Annotated in this window: 20 protein-coding genes; 5 read left to right on the forward strand and 15 right to left on the reverse strand. The window is 48.8% G+C overall.

Translation table 11 applies throughout. The features are described from left to right. Positions 1-538: 538 nt before the first annotated feature. From H6F51_07740 to H6F51_07755, 4 genes are all read left to right on the forward strand, one after another. Complete coding sequence (locus H6F51_07740; GenBank protein MBD1822387.1) at positions 539-1,597, forward strand: NAD-dependent epimerase/dehydratase family protein; 1,059 nt, start codon at positions 539-541, stop codon at positions 1,595-1,597. Between the two features lie 371 nt (positions 1,598-1,968). Next, entirely contained in the window at positions 1,969-3,303 is a 1,335-nt protein-coding gene (locus H6F51_07745) for a glycosyltransferase (protein ID MBD1822388.1), read from the forward strand. Beyond that, positions 3,300-4,091 carry a WecB/TagA/CpsF family glycosyltransferase gene (locus H6F51_07750; protein ID MBD1822389.1) on the forward strand — a complete coding sequence of 264 codons (792 nt, stop codon included), beginning with the start codon at positions 3,300-3,302 and terminating at the stop codon, positions 4,089-4,091. The genes H6F51_07745 and H6F51_07750 overlap by 4 nt, the downstream gene beginning before the upstream one ends. 58 nt (positions 4,092-4,149) lie before the next feature. Beyond that, the gene (locus H6F51_07755) at positions 4,150-5,292 is read left to right on the forward strand and encodes an endo-1,4-beta-xylanase (protein MBD1822390.1); all 1,143 of its coding nucleotides are present in this window, start codon (positions 4,150-4,152) and stop codon (positions 5,290-5,292) included. Between the two features lie 83 nt (positions 5,293-5,375). On the opposite strand, the gene H6F51_07760 is transcribed toward H6F51_07755, so the two are convergent. The 5 genes from H6F51_07760 to H6F51_07780 all read right to left on the reverse strand — a co-directional run bounded on the left by H6F51_07760 (position 5,376) and on the right by H6F51_07780 (position 8,963). Further along, positions 5,376-6,314, reverse strand: coding sequence for an RluA family pseudouridine synthase (locus tag H6F51_07760; protein ID MBD1822391.1), 939 nt, complete (start codon positions 6,312-6,314; stop codon positions 5,376-5,378). 174 nt (positions 6,315-6,488) lie between these two features. Next, positions 6,489-6,809 (reverse strand): type II toxin-antitoxin system RelE/ParE family toxin, encoded by a 321-nt coding sequence (locus tag H6F51_07765; GenBank protein ID MBD1822392.1) that lies wholly within the window; start codon positions 6,807-6,809, stop codon positions 6,489-6,491. 45 nt (positions 6,810-6,854) lie between these two features. Beyond that, positions 6,855-7,094, reverse strand: a complete 240-nt coding sequence (locus H6F51_07770; protein ID MBD1822393.1) for a hypothetical protein — start codon at positions 7,092-7,094, stop codon at positions 6,855-6,857. A 215-nt stretch (positions 7,095-7,309) separates the two neighbouring features. Next, positions 7,310-8,098: a uroporphyrinogen-III C-methyltransferase gene (gene cobA, locus H6F51_07775; GenBank protein ID MBD1822394.1), complete on the reverse strand. Its 789-nt coding sequence runs from the start codon at positions 8,096-8,098 to the stop codon at positions 7,310-7,312. A 118-nt stretch (positions 8,099-8,216) separates the two neighbouring features. Then, positions 8,217-8,963: a sirohydrochlorin chelatase gene (locus H6F51_07780; GenBank protein MBD1822395.1), complete on the reverse strand. Its 747-nt coding sequence runs from the start codon at positions 8,961-8,963 to the stop codon at positions 8,217-8,219. A gap of 157 nt (positions 8,964-9,120) precedes the next feature. Between H6F51_07780 and H6F51_07785 the strand changes: the two genes are divergently transcribed. After that, a complete protein-coding gene (locus H6F51_07785) occupies positions 9,121-9,834 on the forward strand; it encodes a hypothetical protein (protein MBD1822396.1) in 714 nt (237 codons plus the stop codon). On the opposite strand, the gene H6F51_07790 is transcribed toward H6F51_07785, so the two are convergent. From H6F51_07790 to H6F51_07835, 10 genes are all read right to left on the reverse strand, one after another. Then, positions 9,831-10,247 (reverse strand): hypothetical protein, encoded by a 417-nt coding sequence (locus H6F51_07790; protein ID MBD1822397.1) that lies wholly within the window; start codon positions 10,245-10,247, stop codon positions 9,831-9,833. The two genes, H6F51_07785 and H6F51_07790, sit on opposite strands and share 4 nt — an antisense overlap. 7 nt (positions 10,248-10,254) lie before the next feature. Beyond that, complete coding sequence (locus tag H6F51_07795; protein MBD1822398.1) at positions 10,255-11,625, reverse strand: beta-glucosidase; 1,371 nt, start codon at positions 11,623-11,625, stop codon at positions 10,255-10,257. After that, positions 11,618-11,824 (reverse strand): hypothetical protein, encoded by a 207-nt coding sequence (locus H6F51_07800; GenBank protein MBD1822399.1) that lies wholly within the window; start codon positions 11,822-11,824, stop codon positions 11,618-11,620. Before H6F51_07800 ends, H6F51_07795 begins: the two co-directional genes overlap by 8 nt. Next, on the reverse strand, positions 11,805-12,755 hold the full coding sequence (locus tag H6F51_07805; GenBank protein MBD1822400.1) for a PhoH family protein: 951 nt from the start codon (positions 12,753-12,755) through the stop codon (positions 11,805-11,807). The genes H6F51_07800 and H6F51_07805 overlap by 20 nt, the downstream gene beginning before the upstream one ends. 90 nt (positions 12,756-12,845) lie before the next feature. Then, entirely contained in the window at positions 12,846-13,202 is a 357-nt protein-coding gene (locus H6F51_07810; protein ID MBD1822401.1) for a KH domain-containing protein, read from the reverse strand. Between the two features lie 5 nt (positions 13,203-13,207). Beyond that, positions 13,208-13,465, reverse strand: coding sequence for a 30S ribosomal protein S16 (gene rpsP / locus H6F51_07815; GenBank protein ID MBD1822402.1), 258 nt, complete (start codon positions 13,463-13,465; stop codon positions 13,208-13,210). Positions 13,466-13,580: 115 nt separating this feature from the next. Continuing rightward, positions 13,581-14,216, reverse strand: coding sequence for an exopolysaccharide biosynthesis protein (locus H6F51_07820; protein ID MBD1822403.1), 636 nt, complete (start codon positions 14,214-14,216; stop codon positions 13,581-13,583). Between the two features lie 88 nt (positions 14,217-14,304). Continuing rightward, positions 14,305-14,517, reverse strand: coding sequence for a hypothetical protein (locus H6F51_07825; GenBank protein ID MBD1822404.1), 213 nt, complete (start codon positions 14,515-14,517; stop codon positions 14,305-14,307). Between the two features lie 186 nt (positions 14,518-14,703). Continuing rightward, entirely contained in the window at positions 14,704-16,194 is a 1,491-nt protein-coding gene (ffh, locus tag H6F51_07830) for a signal recognition particle protein (GenBank protein MBD1822405.1), read from the reverse strand. A gap of 168 nt (positions 16,195-16,362) precedes the next feature. Then, positions 16,363-17,922 (reverse strand): glycosyltransferase family 39 protein, encoded by a 1,560-nt coding sequence (locus H6F51_07835; GenBank protein MBD1822406.1) that lies wholly within the window; start codon positions 17,920-17,922, stop codon positions 16,363-16,365. Between the last annotated feature and the right edge of the window lie 74 nt (positions 17,923-17,996).

Below are 17,996 nucleotides of genomic sequence, written 5' to 3' on the forward strand. Positions count from 1 at the left end.
CCTCTCGTTGCCTGGACTGCATCTTAGTACAGCGAAGACAAAGTAGCCAAGCACACGCTAGGGTGACTTCACTTAAACTTTACGCAGTCATCCGTGATATGAGGGAGTGATTAGATAAATTTACGGAAGTCGATACGGTATTCCGCTCAAAATTCAAATCGTTTTGAACATCCTTGAGGAGGTAGCCCCTGAATAGAGCTGGAGGTAGGGTACTGCTCCTTATAGCGCAGGATGAGCCAATCCGACTTGGCGTACTGAATGTCATAGCGCTTCAAACCCTCTCCAGATGAGCAATTACCGACTTTTTAATGGCTTAAACTGTCGAAACTGTAGAGGTGGACCGATCGTTAACTCAGGGTGTTACGGCTTCAAGCGATAAGAAACGCCATATTTTTTGAGCCAGTTCTTCTATAGATTGCACTATTTTACTAACTTTAAAGAAACGGTGAAATTGCGGATATTTGCTTGATTCAGGCTGAGAAAATCATCTAGATTGCGTCCATCTAGCAACGTTATCAGCAAAACGAGAATTGATTACATGAAAGTACTGGTTACTGGCTCTAGTGGCTTGATTGGTTCGGAAGCAGTGGAATATTACGATCGCGCTGGTCATCAGGTCATCGGCGTAGACAACAACATGAGAGCCAAGTTCTTCGGCGCTCAGGGTGACACCCTCTGGAACCTCAAGCGACTGCAAGGTAATACTGCTCAGTTTCAACATTACAGCATCGACATTCGCGATCGCGATCGCTTATTTGAATTGTTCCAAGAACATACATTTGACTTGATTATTCACTGTGCGGCTCAGCCCTCACACGATAAAGCTTGCCAGATCCCCCTCTTGGACTTTGAAGTGAATGCGCTTGGAACGGTCAATCTGCTCGAAGCCACTCGCCAGTTCTCCCCAGAAGCGGTGTTCATTCACATGAGTACTAACAAAGTGTATGGCGATTCCCCCAATGAGATTCCCCGCGCAGAGCTTGAAAAGCGTTACGACTACGCCAACGCAGAGGATTATCACGGTGTGGCTGAAACCTGCCGCATCGATCGTACCCTGCACTCCCTGTTTGGTGCATCGAAGACGGCAGCCGACGTGGTAGCACAGGAATACGGACAGTATTTTGGCATGAAGGTTGGCGTGTTCCGGGGCGGCTGCTTAACGGGTCCGTCGCACTCAGGAGTTGAACTGCATGGATTTCTGTCGTATTTGGTGAAAGTTGCACTGACGGGCGGCACCTACAAAGTCTTTGGCTATAAAGGTAAGCAAGTCCGCGATAATATTCACAGTTACGATGTTATCCAAGCCTTTGAAGCTTTTCGCAATGATCCGAAACCGGGCGAGGTTTATAACTTGGGCGGCGGACGCGACAATAGCGTTTCGATCCTCGAAGCCTTTGACTGGGTGGAGTCGATCAGCGGCCGGAAAGTGAACTGGGTCTATGTGGATCAAAATCGTATTGGCGATCACATTTGCTACATCTCTGACCTGCGGAAAATGAAGTCGCATTTTCCCAACTGGACAATCACGCGCAGCTTGCCGAGCATCTTCGAGGAGATGGTTGCCGCAGAGTCTGATCGCTTAGCAGCACTGGTGTAGCCTTACACCGAAAAATCGTAATGATAAACAATTGGATGCTCCAGCTTCCAGAATTTCATTGCTAGAAAGCGGCAGAGTCGCTACAGGCTGGATCTGAATATCACACACGAAAGCTTGTCTAACTACATTTAGGGTTGCATTGATTTAGTCTTAGTCAGCGTGTCAGTTGACGGGGAATTTATGACAAAAGATTTGCTCAGGACAGACCTCGCGATCGCTGCGTCGCCCCGAAACATCTATTTAACCCTTTTTCGAGTTTGAGCGATGCGTTGAATTTGCATTGCAGTGACTCATGCTTCTTGCTAGGCTTCGTTGATCAAATTAAAACGCTACGGAACTTGAGGCGCTTGGTTATGTTAGAAACACAGGCAATGTACCCCATTGCAAATCGAGGGCGAAACGGGGATCAGGAGCGGTTCCTGCTGTTTGAACTCGATACTCGCGGACATCACCCTGGCTATATTCAGCATCTCGTCAGGTACTGGTGTCAGCACAATCTGCCTGGACAGCTAGACGTGCTAGTTTCGCCAAAGTTTATCCAGCAGCATCACAACATTGTCAAGCTGGCTGAATCCTCCTCAACAGTCCGATTTATATCGATTACCGAGGCTGAAGAAGCGGCGCTATTCAACAGCTTTGATTTAGCACATTCCTTTCGCGGTCGGATTGTTCGAGCATTTCAGGAGTGGCGCTTGTTACGTCAGTATGCACTCTCGCTAGGGACGACGCATATCTTTGTGATGTATTTGGATACAGTTTTACTGCGCTTGGCGCTGAAGGTGACCTTGCCTTGTCCGGTGAGTGCGATCTACTTTCGACCGATTCTGCATTATGGGACGTTTCCAAACTACGTTCCTGAAGGTAAAGAGAGTGCTTGGCAGTGGCGCGATCGCGTCTGCCTAGCTCGGTTTTTACTTTACCCGAATCTGCAAACCCTATTCTGCCTCGATCCGTTTGCGGTGGAGTATATCAATCAGGTCTATGGCACCACTAAGGCTGTGTATCTGCCTGATCCAGTTCAGCGATATACCTATGCTGAGAGTGAGTATGAGCAACTAAAAACGCGCCTAGGCATTCAACCGAATCGAACAGTATTTTTGCTGTTCGGAGCGCTAAGCAGCCGCAAAGGGTTAAGTCAAGTGCTTGACGCGATCGCGCTATTACCCCCCGCCTTGTGTCAGCGAATGACCCTGTTGTTAGTGGGGCCAATGGAAGAACCCCAACAGCTTGAAGCGCGAATTGCTGAATTATCTACAACCAAGCCGATTCAGATCATCACCGAGCATCGATTTGTGCCAGATGAAGCCATTCATCCCTATTTTCAAATTTCTGATGTCGTCTTAGTGCCTTACCAACGACATGTTGGTATGAGCGCGATCGTCGTCCGAGCGGCAGCGGCACAAAAGCCCGTGCTTGCCTCAGATTTCGGCTTAGTGGGAGAGCTGACTCGACGCTATCAGCTAGGCCTCACGGTTGATTCAACGCAGCCAGATGAAATTGCCAAGGGAATGACTCGCTATCTGCTGGAAATTCCTAGCGAGTTATGTGATCCGGCACAGCAAAAGCAGTTCGCCGATCGCAATACAGCGGAGCAGTTCGCTGGCCAAATCTTTCAATGTCTACAGCGCAGTCCTGCGCGTAGAGATCGCAGTTTTGCGAATCCAGCATCCGATTACTCGCAACTCAGCAACTCACAAATCTTATGAATTCTACAGTGTCACCCTACCAGCGCTTCGGGGAAGTCCGCCTCTTAAACACAAAATTTCACAAGCTTACGGTTAATGAGCTAATTGAGTATATTGTTGAAGCTGCTCAGTGGAATCAGAAAACAGTCGTTGCCCATACCAACGTGCGCGGCATGAACTTTGCATGTTCGCTGCCTTGGTACCGTCGCTTCATCAACCAGGCAAATTTGGTGTTTTGCGATGGTTTTGGAGTCATCCTCGGCGCAAAGCTCAATGGCTATGATCTTTGTTCGTGTCATCGCATGACTTGCCCAGATTACATTGAGTCGCTTGCCCAAGCTTGTGAGCGGCAAGGCGTGTCGCTATTTTTGCTGGCAGGCAAGCCAGGCGTGACCGATCAGGCGATCGCCAAGCTCAAGACGGTCGCACCGAATCTTAAAATTGAGGGACATCATGGCTACTTCAGCAAAGTCGGTGCGGAAAACGATGCGGTGATCGAGCAGATTAATCGCTTTCAGCCCGATGTTTTGTACATTGGGTTTGGGATGCCGCTACAGGAGCGCTGGATTGTTGATAACTACGATCGCGTCGATACCCGTGTGTTTCTGCCCCTCGGAGCCTGCCTTGATTTCTACACCGGCACAGTCTATCGCGGTCCGCGCTGGTTAACAGACATGGGATTTGAGTGGTTAACGCGACTGGTGACAAAACCAGGACAGCTTTGGCAGCGATATATTTTGGGGAATCCACTGTTTTTCTCGCGGGTTTTAGCTGAAGCCTTGAAAAGACGGTTAGGCATGAAGAAGTGATAGCGATATTGCATCAGAATTGATTCCTTATTGCCAAGCGATTCTTAGGAGAGCGTGTATGACCCTTTCAAGACGGCGCACTCTACAACTGGGTTTAGGAGCAGTTGCAGCAGCAGGATGCTCTGGAATTGAGCGACAACCCGTTCGCGCATCGGACAATCCGAAACAAACTTTTTCTATGGCCGGAGAGATGCAGCTCAAGCAACGGGCAGCTGCAAAAGGACTGATTTATGGTTCAGCCGCAAGCTATTCTTCATTGAAACAAGATCCGCAGTTCGCTAAGCTCTTTGCTGAGACTTGCGGCATTTTAGTCCCTGAGAACGAACTAAAGTGGGGAGCCTTGCGCCCTGCATCAGATCGCTATGACTTTACACAAGCAGATTGGATGGCAGAGTATGCTCAGCAGAACAACATACTGTTTCGGGGACATAACCTAGCTTGGAAACATTTCAATCCAGACTGGCTAGAAGGTGTAACTAGCCGGAATGCTGAGCAAGTCCTTACCCGACACATCACGACGGTTATGAAACGGTATGCGGGACGGATGCACTCTTGGGATGTCGTGAACGAAGCGATCGCGGGTATTCCAAGTTGGCGGTCAGATGGGCTTCAAACTTCTCCGTGGTTGACGATGCTCGACAAGGACTACATTGATATTGCATTTCGAGCAGCAGCAGCAGCCGATCCGAAAGCGATGCTAGTTTATAACGACACGGCACTCGAATATGAGAAGCCCGAAGATGAGCGGACGCGATCGGCGGTACTGGCTCTGCTGCGGGATCTCAAGTCGCGTAAGATTCCAGTCCATGCCCTCGGCATTCAGGCACACTTAGATGCTGCGGAAACGCGATTTAACGCCAACAAGTTGAGGCGGTTTCTCAGTGATGTGGCCAGCCTGGGTCTAAAAATTCTGATTACAGAGATGGACGTAAAAGATCAGAATCTTCCCCCAGATAGGGAACTGCGCGATCGTAGCGTTGCGCGTACTTATGAAGAATACTTGTCAGTGGTACTTGATGAACCTGCTGTGGTTGCCGTGATGACTTGGGGACTTAGCGATCGCTACACTTGGCTGGCTGAGACTAACCCCCGTAAGGATGGTTTAGCGATCCGTCCATTACCATACGATGAGAATTTAGGTCGGAAGCCAGCTTGGAATGCGATCGCTCGTGCCTTTGATGCCGCACCTAAACGGAGTTAGATCAAACCCCTTGTAGTGAATTCTGTCGAGGGCGAGAACACACGCTTGAGGTACCTGAAATTTTGGGATGTGCTGGTTCCCGCCTAATTCATACTCCTATTTAGCAACGCCCGTTTCCTCAGTACCTCTAACAAAGTTGTAAAATAAGCGGGAACAGGCGCGATCGCTTCGACCCACTTCTCAGTTACAGGATGAATTAATCGCAGCCGCCAAGCATGAAGGGCTTGTCCGGGAAGATTGACCCCAATCGATCGACCAGAGCTATAAACCGGATCGCCCACAACTGGATGCCCGATAAAAGCACTATGCACTCGAATTTGATGTGTTCTTCCGGTTTCTAGCTCGAATTGCAGCAGCGTATAGTTTCCTAAGCGCTCTTTGATTTGCCAATGGGTGATTGCGCGTCTTCCGCCTTTTTCTTCGGGAACGATCGCTTGTTTTTGTCGATCGACGGGATGCCGCCCAATTGGTTGATCAACGGTTCCGCTCTCTTGTTTTGGCGCACCGTAGACGATGGCGTAATAGTCTCGTCGAGCCGTTTTAGTACGGAATTGTTCTTGCAGGTGATGAAAGGCTTGCTCGGTTTTCGCGACAACGATCGCGCCTGTGGTGTCTTTATCTAATCGATGCACAATTCCAGGACGCTGTACCCCATTGATTCCTGGTAGCGTTTCGCAGTGTGCTAACAAGGCGTTTACTAATGTTCCTGATTCATGTCCGGCGGATGGATGCACGACCATTCCCGCAGCTTTATTTACAATGATCAATGAATCATCTTCATACAAAATGTCTAACGGAATTGGTTCTGGTTTTAGTTCAAGGGGTTGTGCGTCGGGTAGTTCAATCTGAATCAAATCACCGTCTTCGACTTCTGCTTTTTTTGATTTGCAAAGTGCGCCGTTGACTTGAACGTGACCGAGTTCGATTAATTTTTGAATGCGCGATCGTGACAGATCGGGAAGCTGATCCGCGAGATATCGGTCGATGCGCTCACCGCTTTCTTCAACATAAAACTGAATCAATTTTGTCTCACTCGCCTAGACAGTCATAATCTATCTTACGCTCTCAATCGAGGCTCCAGCTTTCACGGTTGTGGTTCCAGAATCTGAAAAATACTCTCGCGACTAACCTGTTCTGTTGTTTCACCTTCTGCGCTCGCTCGTTCTCCTCCCGTTTTAGCAAGTCCTAGCTCCTATCTAATCATTTTCCTTGCCTTTGATCGATTGCTTCTCATACTCTGAAATAATGCTCCGAATGTCGTCTGCGGCAATATCGACTTGCTCAGATTTTGTGTAAATGGTCAGCAAAATAATGCCCGTTACTGTTCTGAGGTAATAAATTAAGCGATAGCCACCACTTTTCCCTTTCTGAGTATCACTGTTCCGGACTCTGAGTTTGAAGACTGGATAGCCCACTCCCGGTATTTGATCTCCTGGTTGCTCTCCTTGCTGAAGTTTTTCGATGATGGGCTGAATATCTTTCTGAACGCTTCGATATTTCTTGGTTAAGTCCCGCAGATTTCGTTTGAGTGTAGATGAAGTTGAACTTGAATTAAGGGTTGCTCAGTCATCCTCAAGCCCTTCCCAAAGCTGGCTGACTGGAATTGTTTGTCCGGTCATTGCTTCATGCCAAGCTTGCCGAAAATCAGCTAACAGTTCTGCTTTAGATTTATCCTCTATGTCTGTCTCTTCTGGAATGAGAACAATTACTTCTACACGGCTGTTCTTTTCTTGTAGAAGTGGTTGATCTAAGGATAATTGTCCTTGATCATCGATCTTTGCCATGACTTTTAGTGCCTTCATTGCGCCTCCAGCTAGGTCAAGTTGATCTCTAATACTTCAATCTGCTGATTAATCCAGGTGATCGCGCTTTCTTCGTCGGTCTCGATCACTCGTTCTACTCCTGTTTTAGCAAGTTCTAGCAGTTGTTTCGATTGCGATCTCTTTTGATGGGATTCTTCAACCTTGTGACAAAAAGCTTATAAATCCCCTCAATTACGCAGGATTACTTTTCACAGCTAGAATTTCACATCTAGAAATTGTGGGCGACACTGCGACAGAATTTCATGCAGATTGACAACATTCCCGATCACCGCGATCGCAGGCGCACCAAAATTTGCAGACTCCATCTGAGCGCAGATCGTTTCCAGCGTTCCGATCAATTCTTCTTGCTCTGGACGAGTTCCCCAACGCACCATTGCGATCGGTGTTGCTAAACTCATCCCCGCTTGATGCAATTGTTCAATGATGTGCGGCAAATTGTGAACACCCATATAGATGACGATCGTTTCTGACCCCTGCGCGATCGCGCCCCAATTTACGGCAGGGCGATACTTTCCAGCTTCTTCGTGTCCGGTGACAAATGTCACCGATGAACTATACGATCGATGCGTCAGCGGAATGCCTGCATAAGCTGGAGCCGCAATCCCAGAGGTAATTCCGGGAACCATTTCCACAGAAACTCCTGCGGCAATGAGATCCGTCATCTCTTCGCCACCGCGCCCAAAGATAAACGGATCGCCTCCCTTCAACCGAACGACGATCGCCGCTTCTTGAGCTTTTTCGATTAATAACTGCGTAATCTCCTCTTGCGCCATCGAGTGCCGTCCGCGTCGTTTTCCTGCGTCAATGCGTTCGGCGATCGGATTAATCATTGCCAAAATTGGCTCACTCACCAAGGCATCATAAACGACCACATCAGCGCATTCTAGTAAAGCCTTTCCTTTTAGAGTCAGCAACCCCGGATCACCTGGCCCCGCACCGACGAGATAGACTTTACCGATGCAATCTGTGTTTGTTGTAGTCATCGTTAGGAAGATTAAGAAAACGAGTGAAGAATGAGTACCTCACAGTAATCAGTCTAGCCGCTTAAATTTGCTACTTTCGATACATGACGTTTGGAAAATTTGTAAATTTCGTCACGTTTCATCTCAGAATAGGGACTGATTTGTCGATCGCGCAATTGAATTCGGCTGGAGATTGCACCGTAATAAAATCTGTAATCAACCACAGCAAATCTTCACAGAAATCAAATGGAGCCAACCATTGCAGCGTGAGGTCAGGATGTTCTTCGGAAAAAGCCTGAATTGCTCGCTCGATCGCATCTGTAATCCCGCCTGAGAAGAGAAAATATGGCAAGATCGCAATTCTCTGACATCCTTGCTGGGTTAGCTCAAGCAAGCGTGTTTCTAATTTCGGCTCAACTGACCAGTAAGCAGAAACCGCACCGATCGCATTTGCAATTTCTTCAATGGGCGCATTCCCACCCGATCGACGACTGCCATGAGACATCAGAATTCGAGCATCAGCGGGAAACTCAGCCAATCTTGAAGCAAGAACCTCTGCCATTCCAGAATGAGTTCCTAGATGCGGCAGAATTTGAAGTTTGGTATCAATCCGAGACTGAGCGATCGCAATTTGTGTGGGAATATCTTCCATTACATGAACCCCCGGCAGCAGAAACAGCGGCACAATCTGAATCTGCGAAACGCTTTCATGCTGGCGACTAAATTCCTCGATTTGCTCATGCAGCGCAGTTGGGGCGCATTCTAAAACAGCCGCTCCTACCGGAACAGATAACCGTTGCTCTAAGCGATCGCGCAGTTGATCGATCGCCACTTGGGGACGAATATCTCGACTTCCATGCGTAACGAGAAGATAGGCAGAACGCAAAATGCAAGCCTCAATCTACAAATGTAAAGTTAAGTAACATTCTAACGGCTCCGCTGCACCCTCAACACAAGCAATCTTTAAACAGAGATAAAAAGTGAATTGATCAAGACGCTGCGTGCTACACTGACCGAAATTTTATCTTGTCGCTTGGGCATCTATGCGAGTTCAATTGAAACAAATCGGGATTAGAACTGCTGTACAGCTTAGCGTTGCCGTCGTGAGCCTATCAGTTGAATCTAGTTTTGCTCAAGCGCAGAGACTCCCCCCGCCGCCGAATGTCCCCCCCATTCCTACCACTCCTAGTGCGCCGCTTCCTTCAACTAGCCCAGACTTCCCACCGCAAGCCCCCATCAATGTTGCTCCCGATGAACGGATTTACACGGCTCCAGGCGTGAGTCCCGTCAATCCCGTTGCGCCTGTGAGCGGTCGATATCGCGTTTTCGTGGATAGCGATAGTCCATTTGTCTTGCAGCGGGTGCGGGTGATTCAGCCGGATGCTTTTCTTCAAAATGCCAGTGGACGCAGAGTGATTCAAGCAGGGATATTTAACAATGAGGTGAATGCTCGGCAGCAGGTTTCACGTTTATCTACTCAGGGAATTTATGCCCGAATTACAGGGGGACTTTCTCAGCCCGGAAACCCGCAACGGGGCTATTATGCGGTCGTCCCCGGCAATCAATTCGAGGTGCAGGAGCATCGCAATCGAGCCATTCGTCTAGGCATCTCTCAGTCTGCGGTCAGGATTCGCAATCGCCCGCTTGGATTGCATCTCGCAGTGGGTCCTTTCTCGGATGAGGGGGAAGCAGAACGAATGGTGCGAAATTTGCGCGATCGCGGCAGGATGGATGCTCGACTGTTTTATGCTCGCTAAGCAAACGTTGCGAACACCCAACCGAGTCCGAGTCCCAACCACGCGACAACCACGAGAATGATTAGAGCTTGGTGATGAGTATATTCAGCCGTTTGCAAGTCCAATCGCACCAGGGATTCTGCACTCAGCACCATAATGATCGGTACAAAAATCTTAAACCAGTTGAGCAGGATCGATGCAAACGCTGCGATTGCCAACAGTGAAGCAAAAGCAACCGTGTCTGACTTAAACCACTTGGTCAGCATTTTTTCCGAGCTAGTAATCGGGTGCATCAAGATCAGAGCCAGAATTACACCGATGCTCGCAGCAGAAGCAAGCGATGTCCAAAGGTGGGCAGTGGAGATGATTAATTTTCCGAATGTGGCATATGCCGCAAATAGCAGAGATGCAGACAACCAGGGAAATCTCTTCATACAGGCGCTAAACTATGCGGTTTTGGCGGATACACTCAGCGTACCAGTGATAGCTTGATTTCGGTATCCGTCGCTGGGTTTTGTAATCGATATAGGTAATGCCAAATCGCCGATCGTATCCCCATGCCCACTCAAAGTTATCCAGTAAGCTCCAGACAAAATAACCGCTGATCGGATAACCTTCGCTCGCAGCTCGATGAACGCCTTGAAGATGCTGACGCAGATAGAGAATGCGATCGGTGTCAAACACTTCACCAGAATTGGTTAATTCATCTTGAGCAGCACAGCCGTTCTCGGTAATGAAAAGTTTGAGATCCGGACGATTTAAGGTTTCGCTAACGTGCCGAATCCCCCAATACAAACACTCTGGAACAAGATGTAACCAAGGCATATGTAATAGCGGATAGCCTTTGGGAAAATTGATCCATTCACAGCCTTGTGAATTGTCCGCAGCACGAATGTAAGCGCCGGTGTAAATATTTAGACCAAGAAAATCTAAAGGTTGATGAATGATTTCTAAATCACCGGATTGAATGTCTGGAGCATCATTGCTTAACTGTTTTAGAAAGCCTGGATGGTATTCACCTGTTAATGCGGGATAAATCATTCCACCATTGCGAAAGTGATAGGGAAAGGCTTTTTTTGCAGCTTCGATGTGTTCCGGTGCTTCGATGATGGGCACAGTGACTCCAAAGTTATCGACTAAGCCGATCGACGATCTCGCTGAATTTGCTCGAATTGCCTGGCACGCTAATCCATGTGCTAACAACGCATGATACGAGGTTTGCCAGACTTCTTTCAGCGACTTTACCCGCGTTCCTGGAGCCATTTCCGGCTTCTTGTTCACCGCGTAGGCTAAGTGCGTAAAGCAAGTAATTTCATTCAGTGTCATCCAGTTCGTGATCCGATCGCTCAATCGAGCTACGATCGCACCGACATACTCTGCAAAATCCTGCGCCATTTCGCGACTGCGCCAAGATCCGTATCGGTCTTCCAACGCTTGGGGGCTATCCCAATGAAACAGCGTTGCCCAAGGGGTAATCCCGTGATCCAACAGGCAATCGACTAATCGACGGTAGAAATCGACTCCAGCTTCATTGACTGCACCGCGTCCATCCGGGACAATCCGACACCAAGAAATGCTGAAGCGATAGTTCTTGATGCCCAACTCTGCCATCAATTTAATGTCTTCTTCGTAGCGATCGTAATGTTCGCAAGCGATTGCGCCTGTTTGCCCTCGAAAGGTATTGCCCCGCTTGGCGCTAAAAGTATCCCATACGCTTGGTTTTCGTCCGTCTCGCTTAACCGCTCCTTCGATCTGATATGCCGAAGTTGCAGCACCCCATTCAAAGCCCGTTGGAAACCGATGGTTAACCATGATTGCGTGAGAACTTGAATAAAAGTACGGTTGCTAAAATCAATGCAGGAGATAACACAGCAAACAATACATTAAATAAGGTGGGTTCGATCGCTGCAAAAGGAGCTAGATACTTAATTGCGATCGACACCAGCAACGATACGCCCATCACTTTGAGAATTACATTGAGCGTGTCCATATTACTTCTCGTACTGCTCATAAGCTTCCACAATTCGCTGCACCAGTGGATGTCTGACTACATCAGCTTTGGAGAGCGTACAGAATGCGATCGTGTCGATCGATTGCAGAATCCGATTCGCCATTGCCAATCCTGATTCCTGATGCATTGGCAAATCTGTTTGCGTCAAATCTCCAGTGACAACCATTTTGGATTTAAACCCAAGCCGAGTCAGTAACATCTTCATTTGCGCTGGCGTTGTATTTTGTGCTTCGTCCACAATAATAAACGCATTATTCAAAGTGCGTCCTCGCATGTACGCGATCGGTGCCACTTCAATAATCCCACGCTCCATCAAGCCGCTAATTTTTTCTGGCTCAACAAACTCATACAGCGCATCGTACAGGGGACGCAGATAAGGATCGATCTTCTGCTGCAAATCTCCGGGCAGGAACCCTAGTCTTTCTCCGGCTTCCACCGCTGGACGAGTCAAAATCAAGCGCTCATACTGATTCGATAACAGCGCTTGAATTGCCAAAACCGCAGCGAGATAGGTTTTTCCAGTTCCCGCAGGCCCGATACAGAAGGTTAAATCGCGCGATCGTACCGCTTGAATATACTGCCGTTGCTTAAACGTCTTCGCCCGAATGGCTTCACCGCGCCGCGTCTTCCCCAACACGTCCTGCTGAATCGTCTGAAGTTCGCCTTCTTGATGCGTATCCAAGGCATGACGCGCCGTGAGAATATCGACGCTTGAAATCGCTTGTCCCTTGCTCCAAGAAGACTCTAGCGAACCGACTAACCCCTTGACTAGCTCAATCTGATTCGGCGTTCCCGTAATCATCAACTCCTGCCCGCGCAGCACAACCGTAGCTCCAGTCTGACGGGCAAGAATTTTCAGATTGTCTTCTCGATCGCCAGAGAGTGCGATCGCGCTTTCAGGACTTGGCAGGGGCAGCGTAAATGTTTCCATGCAGTACCAAATAAGGATTCTGCTTCTAGTCTAGGACATTCACAATTGTCCCAGCAAAAAAGGCATCTACAGATGAGATGCCTTAATCGATTAATTTCTGGTCGGTCGTCGGGGTGCATCTCCTCGCGGCGAGGGGCGACCTTGGGGACGGGGCGGACGTTCTGAGTCGCCATTCTCTCGCTGCTGACCGCTCCCGTGAATATCTAAATTCACCGTCTGTCCCGCAGCTTTGGCAACCCCCTCGATAGCGCTCCGAATTGCCTGAACATTTCGCCCACCGCGCCCAAACACGCGCCCTTTATCGGTTCCTTCAAACGCTAAACGCACCCAAATTCTCGAACCGTTGGCTAAGACTTCACAGTCGATTCGTAGAGCATCGGGCGTTTCTAGAAAAGGTTGAACAAGAAACCGGATGAGTCCGGCGTAGTCTGGAGTTACAGGTTTCACAAGTCTTAGACGGATTCAGATTTCAGTTGCTCAAGCACGTTGTTCTTGAAGAGGATGTCGCGAACGGTGTCGGTCGGCTGTGCGCCTTTCTTTAACCAATCGAGAATCACAGGCACATCCAGACGGACTTCATCCGATCGGGGGTTATAAAATCCGACTTCTGCCAAAGGGCGACCATCGCGACGGCTGGTGCTTTGAGCGACGACAATCCGATAGCTGGCTTCGCGCTTTTTACCGAAGCGCTTTAATCTCAATTTGAGCATGACTAGAACCGAGGACTCCTTATGAATAGTTACAAAGTGATATGGCGTTTTGCCATACTTCCCGGAATAGACATCCTAACACGGTGAGGGTAGATAAGCGCGATCGCGGCGGATTTCAACGAATATTTCTTGAGAGGAACTGAAAAACGCTTGAGAAGAAAATGACGATCGCGCCGGTCATCAGTGCAAGAATCACTAGAGCAGCAATCGTACTAAACACAACCAATACGCCATCGGCTTCGATTAATCCGAGACTAATCGCGACGATCGCGATCGCAGGCAAGATATTCCCAAACGGAATCGGTAGCACAATCACAAAGGCAAGCAGCAGGAACAGCAAGCCGAGCGATCGTTCTACGAACGGCGTTGTTGCAAAGTGCCAGCGCGGGCGAATCAACCGTTCAAACTTTTGAAGGTACCGCAAAATTTGCCGGACAATTTTCTCGAAATCTTTGCGCTTGAAGCTACGATTTGCCAGCCAGCGCGGAAGTCGCGGACTGGAAAAACCACACAGTAACTGAATTGAGAAAATGACCAGCGGCAGACCAATAATGGCAGAAACACCTGCGATCGGTAATGGCAAGGCTTCCGGTAACGCGCAAATTAACAATGTTGGCCCAAACGCCCGACTTCCTAAGCTCTCAATCAGTTCACCCAAACGAATTGTTTCGCGATCGTGCTGCTGCAATAAATTCTGCAACATTTCCGAAGTGTGTAACTGAGGCGGGGAGTTGTTTTGAAATTGGCTCATGTTGTATAGGGCGATCTCAGAACCTTTACTGTTGAGCTTGCGCTAGCAGAACAGGATTGAAACAGCAATGCTCAGCAAGTAACCCCCACTAAATTGATTCTTCAAGGAGCAAAACAATTCGATGTTCTCCAGGTGTAATGTCGCTAGGAAGTTGAATCGTAAGATTGCCATCCTCTGCAACGATCGCTCGAACTTCAACCGTTTTAATCTTGGCTTCTCTTACTCCGGCATCAGATTCAATTCTGACTGTTGGTGAAGTTAATCTCTGATGATTTACGTCGAGTTGCGCGGCTGAAATCATACTCAGCGCTTAATTCCTCGCCATCGGAATCCAAGGTTGGTTTAGAGCCCTTGGTCATACATTCTTTTTTCTAATGAGGTTGCGAGTCGAACGCTAAGAATGCAAATGAAATTTAGCTTTTTTCTCATCCCACTTTCCTCATCCCACTCGAACCCGACAGTCAGGGCTTCGCGTTAGTCTCTAACCTCACAAATTACCAAAGCCTTTCTTCTTCTTATCTTTGCCGCCTTTCTTCTTCTTGCCGCCGCCTTGATAGCCTCTATATCCAGGCTGAGGGGGACGCATTCCACCGCCCATGCCGCCGAACGGATTGCCGCCACCAAACGGATTGGGAAGTCCGCCCATTGGCATTCCACCCATACCGGGGAAGCCCATCTGGCCGGAACCCATTTGCTGCATCATCGATCTCATTCTCTGGAAATTCGTCACCAGTTCGCTGACTTCTTTATCCGAGTGACCTGAACCCCTAGCAATGCGCTTGCGGCGACTGGGGGAATTGGAGAGCAGATCGGGATTTTTGCGCTCTTCAACGGTCATCGAGCCGATCATCGCTTCAGCTTTTTTCAGTTGCTCTTCGCCTTTTTGAAGCTGTTCTTCGTTCACCATCTTGCCCATGCCCGGAATCAGCTTCATCACACCACCGAGCGATCCCATGTTTTTGAGCAGGCGGGTTTGTTTGAGAAAGTCTGTGAAGTCAAATTGTGCAGAGAGAATCTTCTCCTGCATTTTTTCGGCTTCTGCCATGTCTACTTCTTCGCGGGCTTTTTCCACCAGCGTCAAGACATCACCCATACCAAGAATCCGCGATGCCATGCGATCGGGGTAGAACGGCTGCAACGCATCCACTTTTTCCCCGATCCCGATAAACTTGATCGGCTGACCTGAAATCCGACGCACCGAGAGTGCTGCACCCCCGCGAGTATCGCCGTCCATCTTGGTCAGAATTGCACCTGTGACACCGATTTGCTCGTGGAACGTCCGAGTCAAGTTTGCAGCTTCCTGACCCGTCATGGCATCCACAACCAGCAGCGTTTCGTGCGGTTTAATTGTGTCTTTGATGCGCTTGAGTTCGCCCATCATCGATTCGTCAATCTGCAAACGCCCAGCCGTATCCACGATCACGACATCAAAGCCGTCGGCTCTCGCTTTTTCCACCCCTTGACGCGCAATCTCAACTGGATCAGCGTCTTTGCCCAACTCGAACACAGGCACATTGATTTGCTTGCCCAGCGCGACTAACTGGTCGATCGCTGCCGGTCGATAGACATCCGTGGCAACCAATAAAGCTTTACGATCTTCTTTCCGCAGGTGTAGCGCCAGCTTGGCAGTGGCAGTCGTTTTACCCGTTCCTTGCAGACCCGCCATGAGAACGATCGTTGGAGCCGTCTCTGCCTCAGCCAAGGGGACGTTGGCATCACCCATGACTTTGACAAGCTCGTTGTAGACGATCTCGATAAACTGCTGATCGGGTCGCACTCCAGCAATGACTTCTGCCCCAAGCGCGTTTTGTTCAACTTCTGCGACAAAATCTTTTACCACTTGCAGGTTGACATCGGCTTCGAGCAGCGCGCGACGAACTTCTCGCAAGGCATCTTTCACATTCGAATCTGTGATTTTGTCTTGACCGCGAACTTTTTTCCAGGCTTGTTCTAAGCGATCGGCAAGAGCGTCAAACATAGGAGGAACTGATCAGGAGTTATCTTTTCCAGAGTAGCGTGTTTCTGGACGTGAGGGGCGCGATCGTAGGGACGGAAATCCCTAATCACTAGGAATGCCCGCGCATTGGCGAAAGGAATAGGGAGTAGGGGGTTGAACAGAGGAACAACGTACCACTTCCCACTTCAATTATTGCTTCACCAGCCTGTAATATCTGTATTCCTCGGTGAGCGGGAAAGCTTCGAGTTTGTACCCTTGTTTTTGCACGTCTGACAACAGAGGCTCGTAAGCGTCGTATAAAAATACTTCAGTGAAGTTATCGGGGATTTTCGGAGCCGTACCCGGTTTTGCTAACAGAAACTTGGTTTTTGGATCAAGGGCGTAGCTCAAGGCGATGATCAGGTTGGGAAAGGGTGAGTTACTCACCACTAAAGGCCGAGCAGTTCGACCCAGGATTGTGGCGGTTTGCTGGGGATTGATTGGAATGGCTTTGTTCCACCAATAAGAGGCTTGTGAACTCGCTGCACCAGAAAATACGCCAGCTAACAAAACGCAAATCAGTGCGGCTTGCCATACTGTCGATTGCCAGCGGGGGTTAGAAGCAGAAGCGATTTTTTTAGTAAATAGATAGGCGATCGCAAATTGAATGCCCAAATAGATCAAAAACAAATAGCGAGTCTCACCGGAAAAGCGATATCTTCTCAAGATTAAGTCCGGCAGCATCAACATCACAACTTGAACGCCGATCAAGCTCAAAAGCAGCAGCGAAGTTTTCTTTTCAGTATGCGTCCACAAGTAATAAAGCGCGTAGCCAGAGAGCAGGAGAGCGGTCAGCGCAAAAGGAACGTGATAGGGAATATCAAACTTGGGGTACCCCAGCCCATAATCTAGAAAAACTCGCGTCATGTTGATTACCCAGCGGTTCACCAAATGCTGCAAGCTGACGCTGTTATTGAAGAAGCCTGCAATATGGCGTGGAGAAAAGTTGTTATAAATGGCGAATCCAATCCAACTCGCAAGCGCCAGTCCCCACATTAGCAGTGAGACCGCAAAGCGACGGACTGATTGATTCCACTGGAGCTTTTGTGTGAATAAAAAGTAGATTGAGTGCGCCACCAGCACTAAACCAAAATAGAGATACGAGTAAGCGCCAACGACTAGAGTGAGTCGATAAAGCCACCAGTGGCGATTCGAGGGGTATCGCAGGGCACGGAGCAGTGCAGCACTAGACACTAAGGTCAGAAAGATCCACAAAGTGTAAGGGCGTGCCTCTTGTGCATAAACGAGATGGGCTGGTGAAAGCGCGATCAGGGCTGTCGTAATCAAGCTTGCGATCGACGAGCCAAACAATTCCCAGGCTAACCAGTAAGCCGCAGGCAGCACCAGCAGACCAAAGAAGACCGATAGCCCTCTGGCAACTGCGATCGAGTCCTGGAACCGCATTCCCCAGTGGGTTAACACAAAATAAAATGGCGGGAGTTGCGGCTCTTCTTTTGCCAAACTTGTGACTACATCAGTGGTCGTTCGGCTTAAATCCATCCGCTGATACTTCATCAGGTCTTCGCGACCGATTACTTGCTCATTCACAATGTCCTGAAACATCTGCGCTTCAGTGTGACCTGTGCTGCGTAGAAGGGTGTAAGACTCATCAAAGGAGATAGATTTGAGATCAAGATTGACAAATCTAAAGCAGATTCCCACGACAAGCAGCAGGATTACTAGAAAACGAAGCTGTTTTGGGAAAGTCATAAACTACACCATTCGTCTTGAGAAAATATCGAATGCGCGAAGAACCCGCGATCGACGAGCTTACTGAAATTCGG

It is taken from the genome of Cyanobacteria bacterium FACHB-DQ100, assembly GCA_014695195.1.
GTDB lineage: Bacteria > Cyanobacteriota > Cyanobacteriia > Leptolyngbyales > Leptolyngbyaceae > Leptolyngbya.